Origin of the sequence: Ruegeria denitrificans, from assembly GCF_001458295.1 — a bacterium.
In the GTDB taxonomy this organism is placed as follows: domain Bacteria; phylum Pseudomonadota; class Alphaproteobacteria; order Rhodobacterales; family Rhodobacteraceae; genus Ruegeria; species Ruegeria denitrificans.
This window is the reverse complement of the sequence record NZ_CYUD01000004.1, coordinates 23309-39452: the sequence shown is the minus strand read 5'-3', so window position 1 is coordinate 39452 and position 16144 is coordinate 23309. Positions and strand designations below refer to the sequence as shown.

The 16144-nt window shown below is 55.9% G+C and carries 14 protein-coding genes and 1 tRNA gene; 5 read left to right on the top strand and 10 right to left on the bottom strand.

The genetic code is table 11. The features are described 5' to 3' along the window. Positions 1 to 2 precede the first annotated feature (2 nt). From rnd to purM, 3 genes are all read right to left on the bottom strand, one after another. Positions 3 to 1160 carry a ribonuclease D gene (gene rnd / locus RUE5091_RS06830; RefSeq protein WP_058281164.1) on the bottom strand — a complete coding sequence of 386 codons (1158 nt, stop codon included), beginning with the start codon at positions 1158 to 1160 and terminating at the stop codon, positions 3 to 5. Positions 1161 to 1271: 111 nt separating this feature from the next. Then, positions 1272 to 1868, bottom strand: a complete 597-nt coding sequence (gene purN, locus RUE5091_RS06825) for a phosphoribosylglycinamide formyltransferase (protein ID WP_058281163.1) — start codon at positions 1866 to 1868, stop codon at positions 1272 to 1274. Next, entirely contained in the window at positions 1865 to 2914 is a 1050-nt protein-coding gene (gene purM, locus RUE5091_RS06820) for a phosphoribosylformylglycinamidine cyclo-ligase (protein WP_058281447.1), read from the bottom strand. Before purM ends, purN begins: the two co-directional genes overlap by 4 nt. Positions 2915 to 3021: 107 nt before the next feature. Between purM and RUE5091_RS06815 the strand changes: the two genes are divergently transcribed. After that, a tRNA-Ile gene (locus RUE5091_RS06815) sits at positions 3022 to 3098 on the top strand. Between the two features lie 748 nt (positions 3099 to 3846). Here the strand turns inward: RUE5091_RS06815 and RUE5091_RS06810 are convergent. Genes RUE5091_RS06810 through RUE5091_RS06785 form a run of 6 tightly spaced genes read right to left on the bottom strand, consistent with a single transcriptional unit; the run spans position 3847 to position 11319 of the window. Further along, entirely contained in the window at positions 3847 to 5502 is a 1656-nt protein-coding gene (locus RUE5091_RS06810; RefSeq protein WP_082643576.1) for a sulfatase-like hydrolase/transferase, read from the bottom strand. Further along, on the bottom strand, positions 5499 to 6734 hold the full coding sequence (locus RUE5091_RS06805) for a Tm-1-like ATP-binding domain-containing protein (protein WP_058281162.1): 1236 nt from the start codon (positions 6732 to 6734) through the stop codon (positions 5499 to 5501). The genes RUE5091_RS06810 and RUE5091_RS06805 overlap by 4 nt, the downstream gene beginning before the upstream one ends. Before the next feature lie 28 nt (positions 6735 to 6762). Continuing rightward, the gene (locus tag RUE5091_RS06800; RefSeq protein ID WP_058281161.1) at positions 6763 to 8247 is read right to left on the bottom strand and encodes an aldehyde dehydrogenase; all 1485 of its coding nucleotides are present in this window, start codon (positions 8245 to 8247) and stop codon (positions 6763 to 6765) included. A 7-nt stretch (positions 8248 to 8254) separates the two neighbouring features. After that, a complete protein-coding gene (locus tag RUE5091_RS06795; protein WP_058278613.1) occupies positions 8255 to 9787 on the bottom strand; it encodes a tripartite tricarboxylate transporter permease in 1533 nt (510 codons plus the stop codon). A gap of 9 nt (positions 9788 to 9796) precedes the next feature. After that, on the bottom strand, positions 9797 to 10333 hold the full coding sequence (locus RUE5091_RS06790) for a tripartite tricarboxylate transporter TctB family protein (RefSeq protein WP_058281160.1): 537 nt from the start codon (positions 10331 to 10333) through the stop codon (positions 9797 to 9799). Positions 10334 to 10389: 56 nt separating this feature from the next. Further along, positions 10390 to 11319, bottom strand: a complete 930-nt coding sequence (locus tag RUE5091_RS06785) for a tripartite tricarboxylate transporter substrate binding protein (protein WP_058281159.1) — start codon at positions 11317 to 11319, stop codon at positions 10390 to 10392. A gap of 108 nt (positions 11320 to 11427) precedes the next feature. On the opposite strand from RUE5091_RS06785, the gene RUE5091_RS06780 reads away from it, so the two are divergent. Beyond that, positions 11428 to 12207: an IclR family transcriptional regulator gene (locus tag RUE5091_RS06780; RefSeq protein WP_058281158.1), complete on the top strand. Its 780-nt coding sequence runs from the start codon at positions 11428 to 11430 to the stop codon at positions 12205 to 12207. A 35-nt stretch (positions 12208 to 12242) separates the two neighbouring features. Then, complete coding sequence (locus RUE5091_RS06775; RefSeq protein WP_058281157.1) at positions 12243 to 13595, top strand: aminotransferase class III-fold pyridoxal phosphate-dependent enzyme; 1353 nt, start codon at positions 12243 to 12245, stop codon at positions 13593 to 13595. Between the two features lie 33 nt (positions 13596 to 13628). Here RUE5091_RS06775 and hpaR read toward each other — a convergent pair whose 3' ends face one another. Continuing rightward, entirely contained in the window at positions 13629 to 14069 is a 441-nt protein-coding gene (gene hpaR, locus RUE5091_RS06770; protein ID WP_058281156.1) for a homoprotocatechuate degradation operon regulator HpaR, read from the bottom strand. A gap of 106 nt (positions 14070 to 14175) precedes the next feature. Between hpaR and RUE5091_RS06765 the strand changes: the two genes are divergently transcribed. Then, the gene (locus RUE5091_RS06765; RefSeq protein WP_058281155.1) at positions 14176 to 14574 is read left to right on the top strand and encodes a 5-carboxymethyl-2-hydroxymuconate Delta-isomerase; all 399 of its coding nucleotides are present in this window, start codon (positions 14176 to 14178) and stop codon (positions 14572 to 14574) included. A gap of 3 nt (positions 14575 to 14577) precedes the next feature. Beyond that, entirely contained in the window at positions 14578 to 16086 is a 1509-nt protein-coding gene (hpaE, locus tag RUE5091_RS06760) for a 5-carboxymethyl-2-hydroxymuconate semialdehyde dehydrogenase (protein WP_058281154.1), read from the top strand. Positions 16087 to 16144 lie beyond the last annotated feature (58 nt).

Here is a 16144-nt window from a genome sequence, read left to right as displayed (position 1 = left end):
TGCTACAGCGACACGACCTTGACGTTCTGGCCTTTGGCCGCCAGCGCGATCTTACCTTCGCAAAGTTTCAAGGCGTCTTCGCCGAACACCTCGAACCGCCAACCTGACATCGCAGGCAGTTCCCGCTCACCCGCTGCGATCTGATCCAGTTCCGAGCTGGTGGCAATCAGCTTGGCCGCCACGCCCGAGCTTTCGGTTTTCGATTTCAGCAGCACCCGCAGCAAATCCGCCAGTGCCGGGTTCACCTTCAGTTTGTCCCGGCTGTTGTCGACTTGCGGCAGCTGATCTGCAGGGCAATTCACCCCTTTTTTGACGGCGCTTAGAATACCATCGGCAATCGCGCCCTTGCGGGCCTCGCGCAGCAACAAGCGCGAGCCGCCCAGATCCGAGGGCGATTTGGGCTTGGTTGAAGCCAGCTCGATCAGCGCATCATCCTTGAAAACCCGACTACGCGGAACGTTGTTTTCCTGCGCATAAGCCTCGCGAAACTGCGCCAATTCCCGCACCACCGCCAGAAACTTGGCCGAATTCGTCCGGGTTTTCACACGTTTCCAGGCGTCTTGGGGTCGAATGTCATAGGTCGCGGGCTGGGTCAGCGTGCGCAACTCCTCGGCCACCCAATGACTGCGCTGCGTTTTTTGCAGTTGCGCTGCGAGGTATTCATAGATTTGGCGCAGATGGGTGACATCCGCCAGCGCATAGGTCTTTTGCGCCTCAGACAGCGGGCGGCGGGACCAATCGGTAAAGCGCGAGGTCTTGTCGACCCCCTGCTTGCAGATCTTGCGCACCAGCGTTTCATACCCCACCTGTTCGCCAAAGCCGCAGACCATCGCCGCAACCTGCGTATCAAAAAGCGGATTTGGGAAGACGCCAGCCTCGACCCAGAAAATCTCAAGATCCTGACGCGCGGCATGAAAAACCTTGACCACATCGTCGTTACCGAACAGCTCATAAAGCGGGTCCAGAGACAATCCATCTGCCAGCGGATCGACCAGAACCGCGCTGTCTTCGTCATCAGACGGAACGGCCAACTGTATCAGGCAAAGCTTTGAATAATAGGTCCGTTCGCGCAGAAACTCGGTATCTACGGTGACATAGTCATATTCCGCCGCGGCCTTGCAGAAATCGGCCAGCTCTTGCGTCTTTGTCAGGGTTTTCATGCGCGGTGCTGTTCTTGCTCTTGTTTTCTTCGGCTTATCGTCTCTTCCGTACCTAGCCGTAGTGCAGACCATAGGCCGAATTTAACACGCGTGTAAATCACCCTGGGGCGTTCAGGGCAGCAACACCGGAGTCCGGTCGCCACTGGCGTAACGGCGCAACACTACAGGATAAAGTTTGTGCTCCCAAACCAGCACACGGGCAGCCAAGGCGTCGGGTGTATCGCCGGTATCAATGTTCACTCGCGCCTGCCCCAGGATCGGGCCGTCATCCAGCGCTGCCGTAACCTCGTGAACCGAACATCCATGTTCGGCATCCCCGGCCTCGATCGCGCGGGCATGGGTGTTGAGGCCTTTGTATTTCGGCAGCAATGAAGGGTGGATATTCAGCATCCGACCCTGAAACCGTGAAACGAAATCACCGGTCAGAACGCGCATGAACCCCGCGAGGCAGACGATATCCGGTTGCGCCTCTTCTAGCGGTTTCAGCAGTTCCTCCTCAAACGCGGCGCGGTCACCTTTGAACGGACGATGATCCACCGCGGCCGTCGGGATGCCGCGGTCTGCGGCCTTTTTCAGCCCTCCCGCCTCGACGTCATTCGACAGAACCAGACATGGGCGTGCCGGGTGATCGCCGACCATGCTGTCGACCAGCGACAGCATGTTGGACCCACCCCCCGAAATCAGGATGGCGACGCGCTTGTGACTCACAACAGTTTGCCCGAATAGGCCATGCCGGGCGTGTAGGTCACGGTGCCGATGCGAGCAACTGTTTCTCCAGCCCCGGCCAGCAGTGCGGCCAGTTCATCGGCGCTGTCTTCGGCACAGACGACAACCATGCCGATGCCGCAATTGAAGGTCTTCAGCATCTCGGCCTCGACGATCCCGCCGGTTTCCGCCATCCAGCGGAAGACGGGCGGCAGGTCCCAGGCGTTCAAGTCGATCTCGGCACCCAGCCCTTCGGGCAGCACGCGTGGCAGGTTTTCGGTCAAGCCGCCACCGGTGATGTGGGCCAGGGCATGTACGCCCCCCCCTGCCCGGATCGCCTGCAGCGCGGGTTTTATATACAGCCGCGTTGGCGTCAGTAGTGCCTCACCCAGCGACCCGTCACTAAAGGGCGACGCCGCTTCCCAGCCCAGACCCGAGATCTCAACCAGTTTGCGCACCAGCGAATAGCCGTTGGAATGCACCCCGTTCGAGGCCAACCCCAGCAATACATCGCCCTGCTGTACGCCCGCAGGCAGATGCGCCCCACGCTCCATCGCGCCGACCGAGAACCCGGCCAGATCAAAATCACCATCGGGGTACATACCCGGCATCTCGGCCGTCTCGCCCCCGATCAGGGCGCAACCGGACTGCACACAGCCCTCGGCAATGCCTTCGATGATCCGTGCGGCGGTGTCGGTGTCCAGCTTGCCGGTGGCGAAATAATCGAGGAAGAATAGAGGCTCGGCCCCCTGACAGATCAGGTCGTTGACGCACATCGCCACCAGGTCGATGCCCACGCCGTCAACCACGCCGGTATCAATGGCAATTCGCAGCTTGGTACCTACACCATCTGTCGCGCCAACCAGAATCGGATCCTGATATCCGGCGCCTTTCAGATCGAACAAGGCGCCAAACCCGCCCAGACCGCTCATTACGCCAGAGCGGTTGGTGCGCTTGGCCGCAGGCTTGATCCGGTCGATCAGAGCGTTCCCCGCATCAATATCAACGCCTGCATCGGCATAGGTGATTCCGTTCTTGCCCGTCGTCATGGCCAGCCCCTTATGAATGGTTCCCGCGCGGGTTAGTCGATTGTTGGGCATGTTGCAACGGTCAGGCTTGACGCGGCCGTTCACCGTGATACTCAAAGCGCTCAGGCGGGCCTGTAGCTCAATTGGTTAGAGCAGAGCGCTCATAACGCTTTGGTTGCGGGTTCAAGTCCTGCCGGGCCTACCAAAAACCGCAAAATGCCTTTTAAAGTTAACGACCGGGTGCCCCACGAATCCACTCCGGTGACCCATATGTTTTCAATGGGTTACAAGACAAGTGTTCCACGATTTTCAGTATTTCGTCACCGATTCCAGTTCAGGCCATTCCGGCAGTTTTTCGGTGCCGGGACATCGTGGCGCGCTAGCCATTCCCTGATCGCGGCCCAAAGATCCTGCGGTTTAGCTGTGAAGCGCATCGCCTGCAATTCTGCGATGGCGATTTCAAGTTGTCGCCACCATTGGATCTTGAGTTTTAGCCCGTGAAGCTTGGCCCAGGCACGCACCGCAGCTTGCCAGACATCGACCCGGAGGGCTTCAGTTCTTTATGGAGATTAAACGGGATTCGCTTGGGCCAGGTATTCATACAAACGATATGTACGCGGCGCGAAGTAGCGACAAGAGAAATTGTTTGATGCGAGGTAGCGAGACACAAATCTCATTGTTGCTCAGACTTCCCGATTTTTGAGAAACAAGCTGTTCCTTTTGGTGAACTTTCGAAAGTCTGCTGTGGGCCCACTTTGACCGATGATGCGCGATGCCCCAATGACAGCAATGCGCAGAAAGCCGACTTTGCAAAGTTTAGCTAGCGGCCCTGAGCCGACCTTGCGCACGGTCTTCAAATGCTGCGGTCGCAGCCAGCATTCCGGATTTTAGCTGCAACCGCAAAATCGCAATCAGTTTGGAGGTCGGGACAGCGGACAAAACCCCAGCATGTCTCACCGACGCCTGATCGTTTTCTCTATTACGTCGTAGGGCAATTCACGCTCATCATAAACACCGATAAAAATACCGACATCGGCCGCACTCCCATCTCGCTTCTTCAGCAACGTGTCATTTGAAACCGTTGTACGTTGCGATGGACGGCGCGCCCATTCTGACAAGCGCTTCATGAACATGTTGATCACCTCGGCATGGCCCAAGTCGGCACCGAGATCATTCAACTCTTTAGGGTCGTTTTTCAGGTCGAACAATAACGGGCGAAACCCACCATCGGCAAAGATGAATTTCCAATCCTTATCCGCCAGCATGAACAAGCGTGCCTGTTTGGGGTCAAGGCCCAGAGCCGCGGCTTCGGGCGTGGCGGAATAGTCATATTCGCTAACCACATACTCGCGCCATGCCTCGGGGTTTTGGCCATGCAGGAACGGCAACAGCGAGCGGCCTTCGATAATGTGATCCGGGACATCGCCACCTGCCAGATCAACAAATGTTGCCGCCAGATCAATACTTTCGACCAGCGCGCTACAAACAGTGCCACGTGTTGTGTCTGCTTCTTGTGACGGATCATAGATGATCAGTGGAACGCGCACTGACGGATCATGGAAGAGATCCTTTTCACCCATCCAATGATCACCAAGGTAGTCCCCATGGTCGGAGGTCACGACGATCATCGTATCTTCCATGTGACCATTTTCATCTAGCCAATTGAACAGGCGACCCATCTGATCATCAGCCTGTTTGATCAGCCCCATATAGGCGGGTATCACCTTTTCACGCACGCCCGGTTTGCTAAAGGTTTGGCCGATTTCGTTCTGCATGAATTGTTCATAGACAGGGTGCGGATTCTGTAATTCGCCATCCGAGCGGACCACCGGCAAAACATTCTCTGCCGTGTACATGTCATGATACGGCGCTGGAACAATGTAAGGCCAGTGCGGCTTGATATAGGACAGGTGGCACATCCATGGCCCAGCGGAATTTGCATCCTGCGTTTTGATAAATTCAATCGCCTGTCCCGTCAGCCACGGCGTTTCGCTATCTTCTTCCTTTATGTTTGCAGGCTTATCAGCGTGCCGCAAAAACCAACCCGAAGCGACACCACCATCTTCATCAACCCCGGCATTGGCATTTTGCTGCCAGGGGTTTTCAGCCTCATACCCCTGCCCTTTCAGATACTCGTTATAGGGCGAACGTCTTTTGTCATAGAAGCCTTGCGGCCCCTCACCCCATAAGCCGTCATCACGGAGGAAGACATCAAAACCACATTCCGCGACACGTGCTCCGATGACGCCATCGCGCGAAATGCCCAGACGGTCCATCCCTGCCTGATCCACACTCATATGCGTCTTGCCGATCAACCAACTATCCATCCCACGTTCGCGCAGATGATCGCCCAGAGTGACCTCTCCAACCTTGAGCGGGAAATTATTCCAGGCAGCGCCGTGGCTGTGTACGTAACGCCCTGTGTAAAAGCTCATTCTTGAGGCACCGCAGATGGGCGATTGAACATAGCAATGGGAGAACCGCACTCCCTTGCCCGCAAGCGCATCCAGATGAGGCGTGTTCAAACTCGGATGTCCGGTGCAGCTCAGGTAGTCGTACCGAAGCTGATCGAACATGATAAACAGGATGTTCTTGGCTTTTCTAGTCATGTCGCCTTAACCACCCCGTCATTCATCCATTTATCGAACTGTTTGAGTACAGCATCGCAGAAGGCGTCGTCATTGATATGAGCGCCGATTTCAGTAGTTGATGCAACCGCAGGCATCACGTTGCGGGCCTCGTCAACCATTTCGGCAAGCGCTTCCGGGTCATGCGCTTCCTGACCTTCACGATCCCATTCCTCAACTCCGCCGGTGGGCAGGAAAAAATGGGTTGGGCCGGCAGCCTGTTTCAGACGACCAGCCATTTCCCGAATAGCGGCGCGCCGCTCTTTTGCATTGAACACCGCACTTTTGATCAGGCGATTATGTTCGTGGAACGGACGGTCGGCATATTGGTCGGGAATGTCCTGCCAACCGGCAAAATCCAAAAGATCTAGCGCGCCTGGGGCCACCATTTGCGGCACGCCCGCGCGCCCGGCATTTGTCAGCCGATCCTGCCCCGAGGACACCAGCGAACCTGCGAGCATGTTGGCAAATTCCTGCATGCAGAAATCCATTACACAACAGAACGCGCCCTCACCCGCAAGCTTCTCAAATGCCATACCGCCCATGCCCGTTGAATGAAACACGGCCACTTCGTATCCCCGTTCTTCCAAAGCAGGTTTCAAAGTTTTCATATAACGCAGGCAGGATGAGCCCAACGAAGTCATTCCGATCATCGGGCGATCGCGCTGAGGGCGTTGAACTGCGCGGGCTGCGCCTAAAACAGCGCCTGCGGCCTGACTTAGCGATGAGCGGCAAACCGAGTTCATACCATAAAGCCCGCCCGCCCACAGGATCATCTGAATATCCGGCGCCAAACGGTGCGGCGGAATCAGCGGTGAAAAACTGACGGTGGAGACGATATATTTCGGCACGCCCATCGGCAAAGCTTGTGCACAATCCAGCGCCAGATCGGTGCCCATCGTGCCACCAGTCGCGAGCATCCCATCAAATTTGCCGTCGGCGTAGACTTGTGCCACAAGCGTTGCTGCGCCCTGCGACATCACGCGAAAAGCCTTGTTTTCGTCACCGAGCGCGATCACCTCATCTATGGTCATACCACCGGCCGCGGCCACATCATGTTTGGAAATGTCTGTGGGCGCGGTTGGATCCCCAAGAACCGAGACGTCCATGGTCAGCACGTTGCCACCCTGCGCAGTGATGCATTCTTCGATGTAGCGCATCTCGGGGTCTTTGGTGTCATAGGTGCCGATCAGCAAGATAGTCTTTTCGCCCATGGTAATCTTCTCCTTGCAGGCTATCGTCTTACAGCTGAATCCAGGCTGTTTTCAGATCGAGATACTTTTCCATTGCGTGCAAAGACTTGTCGTGGCCGTTGCCCGACTGCTTTACTCCGCCCAAAGGCACTGTGCCGTCCGCGCCGCCATAGGTATTGACGTGAACGACGCCAGAGCGGATGCCCGCCACCATGCGATGCGCACGGCTCAGGTTTGCAGTCCACACGCCCGAGGCCAATCCATAAACGCTGTCATTTGCCAGGCGCAGTGCCTCATCTTCGTCTCTGAACGATGTCACGGCCAGAACCGGACCAAAGACCTCATTGCGGAACAGATTGTCGGTCGGTTTGACCCCGTTCATTACAGTGGGTGCCATATAATAGCCGCCCGTTTCCGTCAGAATTCGGTCACCGCCGGCACGGCGCTCAGCACCTTCCGCTTCGGCTTGGGCGACGAATTCCAGATTGCTTTCCAATTCCGGCAATGAGTGCACTGCCCCGATCTGAGTGCTCAAATCCAGCGGATCGCCGACGCGGAAGGCCTGCGCGTGTTTAACGATCTCGGCGACGAAATCTTCGTGAATATCCTCCTGAACCAGCAAGCGCGATCCCGCGACGCAAATCTGACCTGAATTTCGGAAAATACCTGCGGCGGAGACCTTGGCCGCCTGCTCGAGATCGGGGGCGTCGTTGAACACGATGTTGGGGGACTTTCCGCCAAGCTCCAAGTAGCAGCGTTTCAAATTCGAGCGCGCGGAATATTCCAGAAGCCGCCGCCCTGTCGCACCCGAGCCGGTAAAAACCATGATGTCTACATCCATCGACAGGGCCAGTGTTTCACCAACCACGCTGCCTTTGCCTGTGACGACATTTAGGACACCGTCCGGCACACCTGCCTCAAGCGCCAATTCCGCCAATCGCAACAGTGATAGCGAGGCCGATTCCGCAGGTTTCAACACCACCGAGTTACCCGCAGCCAGCGCCGGCGCGATCTTCCACGCACCTATCATCATCGGCATGTTCCACGGCACAATCGCCCCCACAACGCCGACGGGCGCGTGATGCACAAGACCCAGCACATTTTCAGCTGTGGGCGCAATCTGACCATAGATCTTGTCAATGGCCTCGCCATAATAGCGGAACGTGCCCGCAGCCGACATCGGCTCGGCCTTCATGGCCATATTGATCTCAGTGCCGTTGTCCCGCACGCCCAGAACGGCCAGTTCCAAAGCGTGTTTTTCAATCAGATCGGCCAGTTTCAACAACACCTTCTTGCGTACAGAAGGTGCAGCCCGCGACCAGCGTCCGTCTTCAAACGCCGTGCGGGCCGCCGCAATAGCCCGCTCCATATCTTCGGGCGTGCCCTCGGCAATTTGAGTTAGAACCTGACCGTCAATTGGAGAAATGACATCCAGTTGCCCACCTTCCGCTGCGGCCTCGTGACGCCCGTCAATCAGAAGGCTCCGGGCCTGTACGGGCTGACCACGTAGCGCGTCGATGGCAAATTGATCCATAGGTCGCTTATCCTTGCTGGTTCGGATTATCGGAATCCACGGGTTGCATCGTAGGTTCCGGCCGCAGTTTGTTTTTGAATTCGAAATACAGCGTTCGGCAGTGCAGGATCAGGATCAGAACGATCAGGCCAAACAGAATGGCCGCGATGGGCCGGTCGATGAAGTCGAGCGGCGTTTTGACCCGTGCCATTGCGCTGCGCAACTTGGTTTCCATAATCCCGCCAAGAACCATGCCCAAAATGATTGGAACAATCGGCAGGTCCAGCCGTTTTAGGATCAGCCCAAAAACCCCGAACCCGGCAGCAATGGCACAATCTGTGATCGAGTTGCGCAGGCTATAGACCCCCACGAATGCCAAAATCAGGATCATGACACCAAGGAACCGGGTCGGGATCTGGATAATCTTCAGCAGCAGGTTCGTCGAAAACAACAAGAACACAAGAACGATCACGTTAAGCAGGATCAGCGCCATATACAGGGCCAATACGAAATCCATCTGGTTTTCGAACAGCTGGGGTCCGGGGATCACGTTGTGGACATAAAACACGGAAAGCATCATCGCCGTCAGCGCCTCGCCAGGAATACCCAGAGCCAGCAGAGGAATCATCGCAGCGCCTGGAACGGCGTTGTTCGCCGCCTCGGACGCCACAAGGCCCTCGGGTGAGCCATCACCAAACTTTTCTGGGTTTTTTGACGTTTTTTGAGCATAGGTGTAGGACAAAAATTGCGATGTAAACTCGCCCGTACCCGGCACCATGCCCATGAAAACACCGATACTTGAGGACACGGTAGCAACGCGTTTCACGCCCAGGAGTTCTTTGAGACCGGCAAAAATATTGCCACTTACATGGGTGTCGCCTGGCGCGTGGTTCTTTTCCAATAGCAGCAGAAATGCCTGGCTAATCGCAAACAGACCCAGCACGACCACAATGAGATCAATACCCGAAGCCAGCCAACTTTGATCAAAGGTAAACCGGCGGGTGTATTTCACGGGCTCCAGCCCCACCGAATTCAGAAAAATACCGAAGGCCGCCAGCATACCAGCGGCAAAAATCTGCCCCCGATGGGCCAGCACAACCAGAATGATGCCCAATAGCGCGGCCAGAAAAATCTCGCGGCTGCCGAAATGTGGGGCAACAAGGGCAAGAACCGGTGACAACACCATCAGACAGATAATCGCAAACACTCCCCCGAAGAACGAGGCCGAATACGCCAGAGACAGCGCACGGTGGCCCTGCCCCCGTTTGGTCATGGGATATCCGTCATAAGTGGTCAGCGCGTTCACCGCTGTGCCGGGGGTGTTGATCAGAATCGCGGGAATGGCTCCGCCATACATAGACGAGCCGTAAATACCCAATAACAGGGTTAGTCCTACGATAGGCTCGAACGCAAAGGTGGCAGGCAACAGGATTGCGATGGCCACCGCCGCACCCACGCCGGGCAATGCACCGATGATGACGCCGCCGATCGAACCGATCAGCAGGGCGACGATTACCTGCCATTGCAGCAGGATAGAAATGCCGGAGAGAAGCGTTTCCATAGTGGCCCCTTACAGATAGGTCAGCGCAAAGGCGCGCACGGAATCCGGAAGGTATTCATAGACCGCTCCGGCGGGGATTTTGACCTGAAGAAAGCCACGGAAAACGATGGTGACCACAAAGCCAAAAAACGCAGCTATTCCGATAGCATTTGCACCACGAAACCCTACACGAAGGGTCAGGAAGACTGCGAACAACATGGTTGAGGGCAGATATCCCAACTGCGGAACCACCAGCACATAGATCAGGAAATAGGCAACATATTCGAACGACCGAACCCAGAACCCGACCTCGGTCCAGCGGCCGCTGATCCGGTCTGACAAGGCCGAGCTAAGCCAATGCAGAAACCCGAACACCACCATGCACCAGATTGCAATTGTGGGCCAAAGACCCGGCTGCGCGAACCATTTGGTTCGTTTGACGACCTTGGTCTGATCACCCAGCTGGGACAACAGAAACACCGCGAATGCCAGAAACAGTACGGCGAAAACGACATCGCCGGGTCGGCGATATCTTTTGAACATGTCCTGTAAAGTCTTTGCAATCATCGTTTCCTCCCAACCTGAAAGAGGCGTGAGGCTGTACCCCACGCCCGATCTGGACCTTACTCGCCCAGAATTTCTTCAATCTTAGCGAAAGAGGATTTGTCTTGCTCAATCTGAGCATTGGATGCGTCTGGGTCCTGCCAGTAGATCAAAGCACCGGTTTCCTCAGCAAGCTGCTTGGCCTTGTCCGACTGCACCGCCTTTTGTGCTGCTGCGGTGATTTTTTCGCGTGCCTCGGGTGGAGTATCTTTGTGAACGAACAGACCGTTCCACAATGCCAGCGGCAGATCCGGGTTGAGCTCGACGATCGTCGGCGTATCGGGGATCAGCGAAATCCGCTCGCCACCAATGCTCGCCAGAATGTTCACGTCGTCCAGGCAAGGTAGAACAAGTTGCAACGTGGTGTTGATGACGTCCACGTCACCCGATGCCAGCGTGTTGCAATCCAACGCGTCAAAGGCTGCTTCACTTGCAAAATCAAATCCGCTGCTTACAGCAGCAGCAAAGGTGACCTGCGTGGGCGGCAAGACCGAGCCGAAATGACCAAGCGCCAAATCGTTTTCCTTGCCGTGTTCCGCCAGTTCTTCCCAGTTCGAGAACGGCGCATCCTTGCTGGATGCGATTACAAATGGGTAAGTCAGAAAAATACCGATCGGATCAAACGGGTTCGGGTTCAGTTCAGGGATACCGATTTCCGGTCCAATGACCGGTACACCTATGACAAAAGAGCCGATGGTGTATCCGTCCGCCGGGGCGGTGGCGACTTCGACTGCACCTGGGAACGGACCGCCGCCGCCGCCGGGCTTGTTCACGACCGCGGCCGGGACGTCGTACATGGCTTGAAATTCGTCCGCGATCATTCGCGTCAGCACGTCCTCAAGATCGCCCGGAGGCCATGGAACCACGAAGGTTACCGGCTTCTCTGGATACTCTGCCAGTGCAGCGGTTGCTGACGCTACAAATGCGGCGGTTGCTAGAAATTTCCTCATTGACACCTCCCGTTAGTGGTTCAATAAATGAACCTCGTTAACGATATTAATGTTGCGTTGTTAAGTTATTTCTGTCAAGTATAACCTGACCGGGAGGAGGCAAAACACATGGGCACCGCACTTAATGCCTTGAAAATGCTAGAGTACTTTTCAAGCTCTCAGCCGGAAATCGGGCTGAGTCACATTGCGCGCCTGGCTGGTTTGAACAAGGCGACCGCCCTCCGCCACTTACGAGCACTGGAAGAGTTCGGCCTAATCGAGCAGAATCCGCAGACGAAATCATATGCCATCGGACCAGCGGCTCTACGGTTGGCCGCCCTGCGCGAAATTGCCAAGCCCGGCCTTGATGGTGCACGCCAAAAAATGCAGGCCGCGATGCATGAGGTTGGCGAGAGCCTGCACCTTACCCTGCTTGAGAAAGACACTCTACAAACCGCGTTGGTGGTTGAAACCACGCAGCACAGCGTTCGCGTAAGTCTCGACCCTAGCGAAATTATTCCGGTCAACGCGACTGCTTCGGGATTATGCATGCTGAGCTTCGGTCCCGCTTTCCTTCTGGAACGCTTGGAATCCGACACACTCACCCGATTTACCGAGGCAACAATGACGGACCCAGAGATTATCCGTGACCGGGTTGCACAAATCGGTCAGGCGGGCTGGGCCAATAGTAATGGCAGCTATGAAGATGGTGTCTTCGGATATGCGGCGCCTATCTTCGGTATTGATCAGATCGCGATTGGAACCATTGCGATTGCCGTTCCCGAAATTCGTGCAACCAGCGCGCGGCAGCCGCTGATTTTGACCTCACTCCACACTCTTTCGAAAGAACTGACCGCAAACTTTGGCGGCCAGATGCCCGAAACTTTTCCAACCGAATTCCACCCATGATTGACGGGCGGACTAAATCTCCGGAGACACACTACATGAAAGACTCCAACTTTCTGAAGGAAAACAACGCCCGACATTTCTGGCAACCAATGGCGCACCCGGCCGACAGCCAGAAAAACCCGCCGACCATTCTGACCGGAGGTGAAGGGGTCAGCATCATTGATGTAGATGGTCACAAGGCGCTGGATGCAGTGGGTGGCTTATGGAACGTCAATCTGGGCTATTCCTGTGATCCGGTAAAGCAGGCCATCACCGATCAGCTGAATGCGCTACCCTATTATTCAACCTTTCGCGGCACCAGCAACGACAAGGCGATCGAATTGTCTTATGAGCTGGCGCAGTTCTTTGCAGCTGACGGATTGACCCGTGCATTCTTTACTTCGGGTGGATCGGATTCGGTTGAGATCGCGCTGAAACTTGCACGTCAGTTTCACAAAGTTCGAGGCGAGGCTGGCCGTACCAAGTTCATCAGCTTGAAACAGGGCTATCACGGCACCCACTTCGCGGCTGCTTCGGTCAATGGCAATCAAAAGTTCCGCGCGGCTTATGAGCCAATGATGCCGGGCTGTTTCCACGTGCCCGCGCCCTGGACCTATCGCAACCCGTTCGACGAGACGGACCCCGAGCGTCTTGCGCAGCTTTGCGTAAAAGCGCTGGAGGCCGAAATCGCATTCCAGGGTGCAAACACCGTCGCCGCATTTATTATGGAGCCAATCTTGGGCGCGGGCGGAGTGATCCCGCCGCACAAGAGCTTTATGCCCATGGTGCGTGAGGTCTGCTCGAAGCACGGAATTCTGCTGATTTCCGACGAGATCATTACTGCCTTTGGGCGTACAGGCAGCGAAAGTGGCGCGCGGCATTGGGGAGTGCAACCCGATATCATGACAACAGCCAAGGCCATCACAAACGGCTATTTCCCTTTCGGTGCGGCTATGATCTCTGGCGCGGTTGCGGAGGTGTTCGAAAGCGACACTACCGGCAGAGCCTCTGTCGATCAGGGCTACACCTATTCCGGACACCCGGTTGGCGCGGCCGCAGCCTTGGCCACGCTGGCCGAGATCAACCGCCTACAGGTATGGAAAAACGCAGCTGCACGGGGGGATGAATTGTTTGCCGGTCTAAAAAAACTGGCCGACAAATACAACGTAGTCGGTGACGTGAGAGGGGGTGAAGGCCTGATGTGCGCGCTCGAGCTGGTTTCGGACCGTGCGACCAAGGCGCCAATTGCCAAACATCTTCCGCTGCAGGTTCAAAAAGCAACTTATGAAGATGGCGTTATGGTCCGTGTATCTGGAAACAACATCATATTGTCTCCGCCGTTGGTCATCACGTCTGATGACGTAGCCAAGATCCTGTCCGCCCTGGATACAGGACTAGCGAGCCTGTAGTGATCACGCTGACCCCGATTTTGAAGGTCGGGGTCAAACCTTTACGGCCTGCAATTCCTCAAGTAGATCCAGCAGATTGTCGATTTTTTCCTGTCCCATTTGCGCCTCGATTGTATTGTGAATCGCCAGCGAGGTCGCAAGGTTCTCTTCAAGAATTTGACGCCCCTCATCAGTGATCTTCACCATGGTGCGGCGCTTATCCGTGCTGCCCTGACGGCGGGATATCTGCCCATCAGTCTCCATCGTGCGTAGAATTCGTGTCAGGCTGGGCAGCAAAAGGCAGGCCTCATTTGCAATAGTGCTTTGTTCCACTTCGCCCATTTCGTCCAGAACACGAAGGATACGCCACTTTTGCTCGGTCAGCTGTATGCCCTGTAGCATATCCCGAATTGGGGCCATAACGGTTTCGCGTGCGCGCAGCAGAGCGATCGGAAGAGCGCGAGAGGTTCTCGTTGTATGGCTTTGTCGGTTCATTCCAGCCTTCTAGAACGCCATTTCACGAATTGCAAAGATTAACAAAGCAAGTTCTTGACGATCGCGATACAATTTACTAAACATGTTAAGTAGTAAAGGAGAGGTCATGCCACACTTCCACGTCGAATACTCCGGCAATCTGGACGATCGGATCGATATCGGTGGCTTGTGCGAATGTATACGAGACACCGCTGCGGGGATTGAGGCTTTTCCAATGCCGGGAATCCGCGTCCGCGCCACGCGTGTTGACTATTTTGCCATTGCGGATGGAGATCCCAAGCATGGCTTTGTGGACATCTCAATCCGCCTGCGCGCTGGCCGTCCTGACGACGTTAAGAAGGACGCAACACAGCGTATCTTTGACGCGGTTGAGGCGTATCTGGAACCGGCCTTCTCGAAACACTCTATCGCGCTTTCACTAGAGATGCGTGACATCGACCCAGACCTTTCGCCCAAGACCGGCACAATCCGGAATCATTTGGCTGCGACAAAGCAGGAGACCTGACGCATGAGCGTACTGGATACGAATATCGAGAAACTGGCAGGCTTTCTGGCCCGGTTCAAAGAAACGGGCATCAAGAACCGTATCGCAGGCGAAGACCGGGATGGCGCAGCTGGCGTTTTCCAATCCACCTCTCCGGTGGACAAATCAGTAATCTGCAACGTTGCGCACGGTACGTCCGACGATATCGACGCGGCGGTCGAAGCGGCCCATGCTGCCTTTACTGAATGGCGCGACATGCCCGCCACCGAACGCCGCCGGATCCTGCTAAACGTTGCCGATGCGATCGAAGCCCGGGCAGAAGAAATTGCGCTGTGTGAATGTTGGGATACGGGCCAAACATTACGGTTCATGTCCAAGGCGGCGCTGCGCGGTGCAGAGAATTTTCGCTACTTTGCGGATCAAGTCGTGCAGGCTCGCGACGGGCAACACCTGAAATCGCCGACGTTGATGAATATCACCACTCGTGTACCTATCGGCCCGGTTGGTGTGATCACTCCGTGGAACACGCCCTTCATGCTGTCGACTTGGAAAATCGCGCCAGCTCTGGCCGCGGGCTGCACCGTGGTCCACAAACCAGCCGAAGACTCACCTTTGTCCGCCCGCCTGTTGGTGGAAATTGCCGAAGAGGCAGGGCTGCCCAAGGGCGTGCTGAATACCGTGAACGGTTTTGGCCCTGATGCCGGTAAGGCGCTGACAGAGCACCCCTTGATCAAAGCCATCGCTTTTGTCGGAGAAAGCCGGACAGGCAGCATCATCACAAAGCAGGGTGCCGATACGCTCAAGCGGATGCACCTGGAACTAGGCGGCAAGAACCCCGTTATCGTGTTTGATGACGCCGATCTGGACCGGGCTCTGGATGCGGTGATCTTCATGATCTACTCGATCAACGGTGAACGCTGCACCTCGTCCTCGCGGCTGTTGGTGCAGGACACTATCAAAGAAGAGTTCGAGGCCAAACTGGTCGAGCGTGTGAACAACATCAATGTCGGGCACCCCCTGGACCCTGAGACCGAGATCGGCCCGCTGGTCACCGAGGAGCATTACAACAAGGTGACCTCATACTTCGACATCGCCGAAGAGGATGGTGCAACTGTCGCGGCTGGTGGCGTCAAGGTTGGTGATGACGGGTATTTCGTACGCCCGACATTATTTACCAACGCCAACAACGACATGCGCATCGCGCGAGAGGAAATATTTGGCCCCGTGCTAACTTCCATTCCCTTCTCGACCGAAGAAGAAGCGCTGCAAATCGCCAATGACACGCCCTATGGGTTAACCGGCTATGTCTGGACCAACGACCTTACACGCGCCCTGCGCTTTACCGATAAGTTGGAAGCTGGGATGATCTGGGTGAACTCGGAAAATGTTCGTCACCTGCCCACGCCTTTTGGCGGAGTGAAGGCGTCAGGTATCGGTCGCGACGGCGGTGATTGGAGCTTTGACTTCTATATGGAGCAGAAACACGTGGGCTTTGCCACTGGTCAGCACAAGATTATGCAGTTGGGAAAGTAACGCCTCTCGAGCGACGTCTGGACAAGGTGCCGCTCGTAAAAAGACAAGATACGCGCGC

Bases quoted from the DNA above. Each gene is read 5' to 3' on its own strand.
- RUE5091_RS06790 (WP_058281160.1), bottom strand. From the start codon at position 10,333: ATGATTGCAAAGACTTTACAGGACATGTTCAAAAGATATCGCCGACCC.
- RUE5091_RS06800 (WP_058281161.1), bottom strand. From the start codon at position 8,247: ATGGATCAATTTGCCATCGACGCGCTACGTGGTCAGCCCGTACAGGCC.
- RUE5091_RS06765 (WP_058281155.1), top strand. From the start codon at position 14,176: ATGCCACACTTCCACGTCGAATACTCCGGCAATCTGGACGATCGGATC.
- hpaE (WP_058281154.1), top strand. From the start codon at position 14,578: ATGAGCGTACTGGATACGAATATCGAGAAACTGGCAGGCTTTCTGGCC.
- RUE5091_RS06795 (WP_058278613.1), bottom strand. From the start codon at position 9,787: ATGGAAACGCTTCTCTCCGGCATTTCTATCCTGCTGCAATGGCAGGTA.
- RUE5091_RS06780 (WP_058281158.1), top strand. From the start codon at position 11,428: ATGGGCACCGCACTTAATGCCTTGAAAATGCTAGAGTACTTTTCAAGC.
- hpaR (WP_058281156.1), bottom strand. From the start codon at position 14,069: ATGAACCGACAAAGCCATACAACGAGAACCTCTCGCGCTCTTCCGATC.
- RUE5091_RS06785 (WP_058281159.1), bottom strand. From the start codon at position 11,319: ATGAGGAAATTTCTAGCAACCGCCGCATTTGTAGCGTCAGCAACCGCT.
- purM (WP_058281447.1), bottom strand. From the start codon at position 2,914: ATGACGACGGGCAAGAACGGAATCACCTATGCCGATGCAGGCGTTGAT.
- RUE5091_RS06775 (WP_058281157.1), top strand. From the start codon at position 12,243: ATGAAAGACTCCAACTTTCTGAAGGAAAACAACGCCCGACATTTCTGG.
- rnd (WP_058281164.1), bottom strand. From the start codon at position 1,160: ATGAAAACCCTGACAAAGACGCAAGAGCTGGCCGATTTCTGCAAGGCC.
- RUE5091_RS06810 (WP_082643576.1), bottom strand. From the start codon at position 5,502: ATGACTAGAAAAGCCAAGAACATCCTGTTTATCATGTTCGATCAGCTT.
- RUE5091_RS06805 (WP_058281162.1), bottom strand. From the start codon at position 6,734: ATGGGCGAAAAGACTATCTTGCTGATCGGCACCTATGACACCAAAGAC.